This window comes from Clostridium sp. DJ247, from assembly GCF_014231265.1.
On the sequence record NZ_JABAIW010000012.1, the window covers coordinates 86134 to 92440 of the forward strand.

Consider the following 6307-nt stretch of genomic DNA (forward strand, 5'->3'; position numbering starts at 1 on the left):
TAGAATGACATTTATATAAGAAAGGATGAAGTTATGAGTACAATAGTATTAGATCCAATAACTAGGTTAGAAGGACACTTAAAAATTAATGTAACACTTGACTCAAATAATAATGTAACAGCAGCACAGGCTTCAGGTGGTCTTTATAGAGATTTTGAAAATATGCTTTTAAACAGAGTGCCAAAGGATGCCGCTTTTTTAACACAAAGGATATGTGGATTATGTCCTGTATCCCATGCTGTTGCTTCATCAAAGGCAATAGAACAGGCAGCCGGATTTACACCTACCTTACAAGGATTACTTTTAAGAAATCTTATTCAGGGTTCCAATTATTTATCAGACCATATTCTACAGTTCTATCACCTAGCGTTAATGGACTATGTTCAAGGACCACAAATGCAGCCATGGACGCCAGGATATAGTCAAGATTATAGATTTAGTTCAACTGATAATCAGAAACTAATTGACAATTATGTAACTGCATTATCAATTAGAAGACAAGCACACGAAATGGGTGCAATATTCGGAGGAAAGCTTCCACATGTTGCTAATGTTGTGCCAGGTGGTGTTACTGCAATACCATCCTCAACGGATATAAGTAATTTCAAGAATTATTTAAGTAATATAACATCTTTTATTACAAATACATATCAAGCAGATGTTAATAAATTAGCATCAACCTACAGCGATTACTATACTGTAGGTACTGGTTATGGTAATTTAATAGCTTATGGTGTGTTTGATACAGATACCAATGGAAATAAGTTATTCCAAGCAGGAACTGTAACTAATGGAACAGTAGGAAGCTTCAGTGAAACTAATATTAAAGAATATGTAGGTCATTCCTGGTATTCATCACCGTCTGGAGTAAACCCTGCCAGTGAGACAACAACACCAAGCTATGGAAAATCCGGAGCATATACTTGGCTTAAGGCACCAAGATATAATGGGCAAGCTTACGAAGCTGGTCCACTAGCAAGAACATGGTTAAGTGGGGACTATAAACGCGGTGTATCAGTTATGGATAGACACATAGCAAGATATACAGAAACAGCTAAGATAGCAAGTAATATGAGTACTTGGATAAATCAGATAACAACTAGTACAAGTGGATATACTAATATAGGAACACCAACTTCAGGAAGTGGAGTAGGCTTAACTGAAGCTCCAAGAGGAGCTCTCGGACATTGGATATCCGTATCAAGTTCTAAAATATCAAAATATCAAATTATTACACCAACTTGCTGGAATGCTTCACCAATGGATGACAGTGGAAACGTTGGTCCAATAGAAAAGGCATTAATAGGAACTCATGTGGCAGATACAACTCAACCAGTAGAATTATTAAGAATAGTCCACTCCTTTGACCCATGTACAGGATGTTCAGTACATGTGATGTCACCAGAGGGAGTAGAAATGTCTAAATTTATAGTGCAGCCTTTAGGAGTTTAATTATGAAAGATACTGTCATCATCGGAATAGGTAACATACTTTTAAAAGATGACGGTGTAGGAGTCTATACAATAAAGCAATTGGAAAATGAAAAGCTTCCATCTACTATTGAATTAGTAGATGGAGGTACTTCTACACTAGATACATTAAGCTACTTTCTAGATTATCATAAAGTAATAGTTGTTGACTGTTTAAGGGCAGGATATAAACCTGGTACTATTTATAAAATCAACCCAGAGGATATAAAAGACTACAAAAAAGAAAATTTATCTGTACATGATGTTCAAATTTTAGATGTAGTTAAAATGGCAAATATGTTAGGTAAGTTTCCACAGGTTACAATATTCGGAATAGAGCCTGAAAAGATATGTTTAGATACAGAAATGACGGAAACTATGAAAAATAAAATACCTGAAATTATAAAGTATGTTAAAATAGAATTAGGTCTTAAAGAAGAAAATTCAAATGTAAGTTAGGTGAGAAGTATGCATGAAGTTTCAATTATGGAAAGTGCTATGAGGATTGTAAAAGAAAAGGCTGAGGAAAATAACATAAAAAATATATTCAAAATTACTATAAAAATTGGAGAACTTTGTGGAGTAATGTCTGATTCACTAATATTTGCATTTAACAGTTTATCTAAAGAAACTATAGCTGAAGGTGCAGAGTTTTTAATTGAAAAGGTAAAAGCAACTGCAATGTGCAATGACTGCGGTACTGTATTTGAAATAGATCACTTTAATAAATTATGCCCAAACTGTAATAAGTTTTCCACTAATATTTTAAGTGGGTATGAACTTTATGTTAATACAATTGAAGGAGAGTAAAAAATGAGCGAAATTAAGGTAGTAACAAATATTCTTCAAACAAACGAGGAAATAACAGCACAGAATAAAAAAATGTTAGATGAAAAAGGTATATATGTAGTAAATTTAATGAGCTCACCTGGTTCAGGTAAGACTTCTATATTAGAAAAAGTTATTAGCAAACTTAAAAATGAAGTGAAAATTGCAGTTATAGAAGGGGATATTTATACAACAAAGGATGCTGAAAGAATAGGGGCTCAGGGAGTACCTGTAGTACAAATTAATACAGGTGGGGCTTGTCACTTAGACGGTGATATGATTAAAAATGCAATTAATTCCTTAAACATAGATGAAGTGGAGCTTTTAGTTATAGAGAATGTGGGTAACCTTGTATGTCCTGCAGAATTTGAAGTTGGGGAAGATATAAAGATTTGCGTTCTAAGTACAACAGAAGGAAACGACAAGCCTCTTAAGTATCCTTTAATGTTTGAAAAAAGCAGCGCAGTTATACTAAATAAAATAGATTTATTACCTTTTACTAATTTTAGTAAAGATGAGTTTTATGCTGATGTAAAGTCAATAAATGCTAATGCTAAGATGGTTGAAACAAGCTGTGTAAAAGACGAAGGTATAGATGAATTATGTCTATGGTTAAAAGATAAAATTAATGATAAGAAAAGAACATAAGTGTTTATTATAAAAAATAAAGTGAATAAGAGGAGGAAACATTATGCCAAGAATAGGATTTCCAGAATTAATAATTATTCTAGTAATTGCCTTAGTGATTTTCGGACCAGGAAAGCTACCTTCAGTAGGTAAGTCTATAGGGCAATCAATTAAGGAGTTTAAAAAGGCTTCAAGTGAGCTTACAAAGGATGGTACTACTTCAGAAAAAACTGAAGAGAAGAAGGAAGCGTAGTAGAGGTAAAGATATGGTAAAGAGTGAACAAATTGTTGGGATAGTACGTTTCCTGGAAAAGTTCAGAAAAGCAATAATAGCAATGGTTATCATTGTTATTATTGCCGCATCCTTGGTATATTCTCAAGCAGAATATGTTATAAATATTTTAACAATACCCTTAAATGGAGCAAGATTATATTTTATGACTCCCGTTGAAGGAATGATAGCCAAGATGAGAGTTGCATTTTTCGGGGGAATAGTTATATCTTCTCCTATATTAGCTTACATTATAATTTATATAGCATCTTCAAATCTTAGCAAAAAAATTAGAAGAATCTTATGTTTTGTCATAGTTCCACTTGCATCTTTATTATTTATTGCAGGAATTTTATTTGGTTATAAATTTTTATTTTCTTCAACCATAGGTTTTTTGCTGGATTCTGGTGATGACTTTATGAAGGCAAATTTATCAGGAAACCATTATTTTTCCTTTGTAGGAACGTTGATGTTAACAGTAGGTATACTTTTCGAACTTCCATTAGTACTAATTGCGCTGTCTAGAATAAAAATTATTAATTCCAAAGTATTGATAGCTAAAAGAAAGTTTGCAATAATGTTTTCGCTTATTACTGTTGCATTGGTGTCGCCAACCGTAGATGCCTTTACCTTTATTTTAATATCCTTACCTATTATAGCTTTATATGAAATTAGTATTTGGTGTATTTATTTGCTAGAAAGGGCTGATAGAAAGAAAGAAGCTCTAAGATAGGGGAATTTATATGAATGTAACTTGAGAGGTGAAAGTATGGCTGATGAAGATAGTAAAGAAATGTCTGTGGTTGAGCATTTAACAGAGCTTAGAAAGAGATTAATAATCATTTTAAGTTTTATAGTTGTGGCTTCCACTGTTATATATGATAAGGTTTATCATATAATTGAAATATTAATGAAGCCTCTAGCTAAATTTAAACTGGATCTTGTTTATTTTTCTATAACCGAAGGTTTCATAACAAGAATGCAAATATCCTTATTTGTAGGAACTATAGTTGTAAGTCCTATTATACTTTCTCAAATAACAGCCTTTATCAATCCTGGCTTAACTAAAAAAGAAAGAAAATTGCTTTATAAGAACTTATTTATTGCATCTATACTGTTTCTTTCTGGCATGGCTTTTGGATATATATTAATATTACCTTATATTCTAAGTTTTCTTATATCTTATGGACAAGAGTATATGACACCATTGCTTTCAGGGAGTATATATTTTAGTTTTATAGGAATTTTCTGTTTTTTTATAGGTATTATATTTTTAATTCCCTATGCAATTGTACTTCTAGGAAAAATGTCATTACTTAGCTCAAGGATACTTAAAAAGTATAGAAAGTATATTATTATAATTACTTTAACCTTAGAAGGATTATTTATATCCAGTGCTGGATTGTTCATATGTGTATTAGCTGCTGCACCAATACTTATACTTTACGAGGCTACTATATGGATTGTATATTTTATAGAGAGAAGAAGGAAAAAGGTATAGGATTCCTGCAGGTCAACTTAACTTATACGACCGAATATGTTAAGTTTCGAGGTTGAAAACCTATGCTGAGGGATAAAAGTAAATTTATTTGTTAGGAGGATTTTATATGTGTTTAGCAGTACCTGGAAAGGTTTTGAGTATAGAAAATAATAAGGGTGTTATAGAAATAGGGAAAATGAAAAGAGAAGTGTTTATGCATCTTCTTCCAGATGTAAAAGTTGGAGAATATGTGCTTGTTCATGCTGGTTGTGCAATGCAGACAATTGATGAAGAAGAAGCTGAAAAAACATTAGAATTAATAAAGGAGTTAGCAGAGGATGAAATTCGTTGATGAGTTCAGAAATGAAGCTTATGCAAAAAGTCTTGTGAAATCTATACAAAATATTACGGATAAAAAAATAAATATCATGGAGGTATGTGGTTCTCATACCATGGTTATATTCAGATATGGAATAAGAGATATACTTCCCAGCAATATAAAGCTTATATCTGGTCCTGGTTGTCCAGTTTGTGTTACTCCTCAGAGCTATATAGATACTGCTTTAGAGCTATCTCTGCTTAAGGATGTAATTGTTACAACCTTTGGAGACATGATTAGAGTGCCAGGGAAGAAAACTTCTCTTATGAAGAGAAAGGCAGAAGGTGCTGATATCAGAATAGTGTATTCTCCCATGGATGCAATGATAATTGCTCAAAATAACCCTGGAAAAAAAGTAGTATTTCTTTCAGTAGGCTTTGAAACTACAGCTCCCATGACAGCGGTAACAATTTTAGAAGCTAAAAAACAAAATATAAATAATTTATTCTTTCTCACAGCTCATAAGCTTGTTCCACCTGCTATGGGTGCACTTGTGGAGGATGAGGAGGTTAACATTGATGGTTTCTTGCTTCCAGGACATGTAAGTGCTGTAATAGGAAAAAATTTTTATGAGTTTCTAAGTTGTGAATATAATATCCCTGGAGTTATAACTGGTTTTGAGCCTTTAGACTTGCTTCAAGGGTTTAATACACTTATTAATATGATAAACAACAAGGATTTTAGAATAGTTAACGATTACAAGAGAATAGTGAGAGATACTGGTAACCAAAAGGCAATAGAATATTTAAACAAGGTGTTTGACATATCACCTAGTACCTGGAGAGGAATAGGCTCAATACCTAATAGTGGATATGTGTTAAATAAGGAATATGAAAATTACGATGCTATAAAGCATTTTAGTATAGATTATAAGGAATACGATGGTTGTCCGGGATGTAGATGTGGTGACATACTTAAAGGAAAAATAACTCCTTTTGAATGTCCTTTATTTAAGAAGGCATGCACTCCGGAAAATCCTGTAGGTTCTTGTATGGTGTCTTCAGAAGGTACCTGTGCAGCTTATTATAGATATAATAGTTAAATCTAGTTAACTAATGTGTAGCATAGATTATAATTAATGTAATTGCTAAGGGCGTAAAAAACTATATCTGTAGATAACCACGCCCGAAATTTAATTTACACGATCGGATATATTACCATGTTTCGTCACGTTAAATATTTTTTCTCAAATTTTCGCTAAGACTAATAAAAAAATATTTAAATGTGACTTCAACATTGGTAATATATCCCTA

The 6307-nt window shown here is 32.4% G+C and carries 9 protein-coding genes; all 9 read left to right on the plus strand.

The window, feature by feature from the left end; translation table 11 throughout:
- Window positions 1-33: 33 nt before the first annotated feature.
- The 9 genes from HGI79_RS07150 (at window position 34) to hypD (ending at window position 6096) form a co-directional block, all read left to right on the plus strand.
- Window positions 34-1452, plus strand: a complete 1419-nt coding sequence (locus tag HGI79_RS07150) for a nickel-dependent hydrogenase large subunit (protein ID WP_185649977.1) — start codon at window positions 34-36, stop codon at window positions 1450-1452.
- A 2-nt stretch (window positions 1453-1454) separates the two neighbouring features.
- A complete protein-coding gene (locus tag HGI79_RS07155) occupies window positions 1455-1928 on the plus strand; it encodes a HyaD/HybD family hydrogenase maturation endopeptidase (protein WP_185649978.1) in 474 nt (157 codons plus the stop codon).
- Between the two features lie 9 nt (window positions 1929-1937).
- Window positions 1938-2279, plus strand: a complete 342-nt coding sequence (gene hypA / locus HGI79_RS07160; protein ID WP_185649979.1) for a hydrogenase maturation nickel metallochaperone HypA — start codon at window positions 1938-1940, stop codon at window positions 2277-2279.
- Window positions 2280-2282: 3 nt separating this feature from the next.
- Window positions 2283-2945 (plus strand): hydrogenase nickel incorporation protein HypB, encoded by a 663-nt coding sequence (gene hypB / locus HGI79_RS07165; protein ID WP_185649980.1) that lies wholly within the window; start codon window positions 2283-2285, stop codon window positions 2943-2945.
- A 43-nt stretch (window positions 2946-2988) separates the two neighbouring features.
- A complete protein-coding gene (tatA, locus tag HGI79_RS07170; RefSeq protein WP_185649981.1) occupies window positions 2989-3177 on the plus strand; it encodes a twin-arginine translocase TatA/TatE family subunit in 189 nt (62 codons plus the stop codon).
- 13 nt (window positions 3178-3190) lie between these two features.
- Entirely contained in the window at window positions 3191-3928 is a 738-nt protein-coding gene (locus tag HGI79_RS07175) for a twin-arginine translocase subunit TatC (RefSeq protein ID WP_185649982.1), read from the plus strand.
- 36 nt (window positions 3929-3964) lie between these two features.
- Complete coding sequence (tatC, locus tag HGI79_RS07180) at window positions 3965-4696, plus strand: twin-arginine translocase subunit TatC (protein WP_185649983.1); 732 nt, start codon at window positions 3965-3967, stop codon at window positions 4694-4696.
- A gap of 106 nt (window positions 4697-4802) precedes the next feature.
- Window positions 4803-5027 carry a HypC/HybG/HupF family hydrogenase formation chaperone gene (locus tag HGI79_RS07185; protein ID WP_185649984.1) on the plus strand — a complete coding sequence of 75 codons (225 nt, stop codon included), beginning with the start codon at window positions 4803-4805 and terminating at the stop codon, window positions 5025-5027.
- Window positions 5014-6096, plus strand: coding sequence for a hydrogenase formation protein HypD (gene hypD, locus HGI79_RS07190; protein WP_185649985.1), 1083 nt, complete (start codon window positions 5014-5016; stop codon window positions 6094-6096). The genes HGI79_RS07185 and hypD overlap by 14 nt, the downstream gene beginning before the upstream one ends.
- Window positions 6097-6307: the final 211 nt, after the last annotated feature.

Coding starts and splice junctions, on each gene's coding strand:
- HGI79_RS07150 (WP_185649977.1), top strand. CDS start 34: ATGAGTACAATAGTATTAGATCCAATAACTAGGTTAGAAGGACACTTA.
- HGI79_RS07155 (WP_185649978.1), top strand. CDS start 1,455: ATGAAAGATACTGTCATCATCGGAATAGGTAACATACTTTTAAAAGAT.
- hypA (WP_185649979.1), top strand. CDS start 1,938: ATGCATGAAGTTTCAATTATGGAAAGTGCTATGAGGATTGTAAAAGAA.
- hypB (WP_185649980.1), top strand. CDS start 2,283: ATGAGCGAAATTAAGGTAGTAACAAATATTCTTCAAACAAACGAGGAA.
- tatA (WP_185649981.1), top strand. CDS start 2,989: ATGCCAAGAATAGGATTTCCAGAATTAATAATTATTCTAGTAATTGCC.
- HGI79_RS07175 (WP_185649982.1), top strand. CDS start 3,191: ATGGTAAAGAGTGAACAAATTGTTGGGATAGTACGTTTCCTGGAAAAG.
- tatC (WP_185649983.1), top strand. CDS start 3,965: ATGGCTGATGAAGATAGTAAAGAAATGTCTGTGGTTGAGCATTTAACA.
- HGI79_RS07185 (WP_185649984.1), top strand. CDS start 4,803: ATGTGTTTAGCAGTACCTGGAAAGGTTTTGAGTATAGAAAATAATAAG.
- hypD (WP_185649985.1), top strand. CDS start 5,014: ATGAAATTCGTTGATGAGTTCAGAAATGAAGCTTATGCAAAAAGTCTT.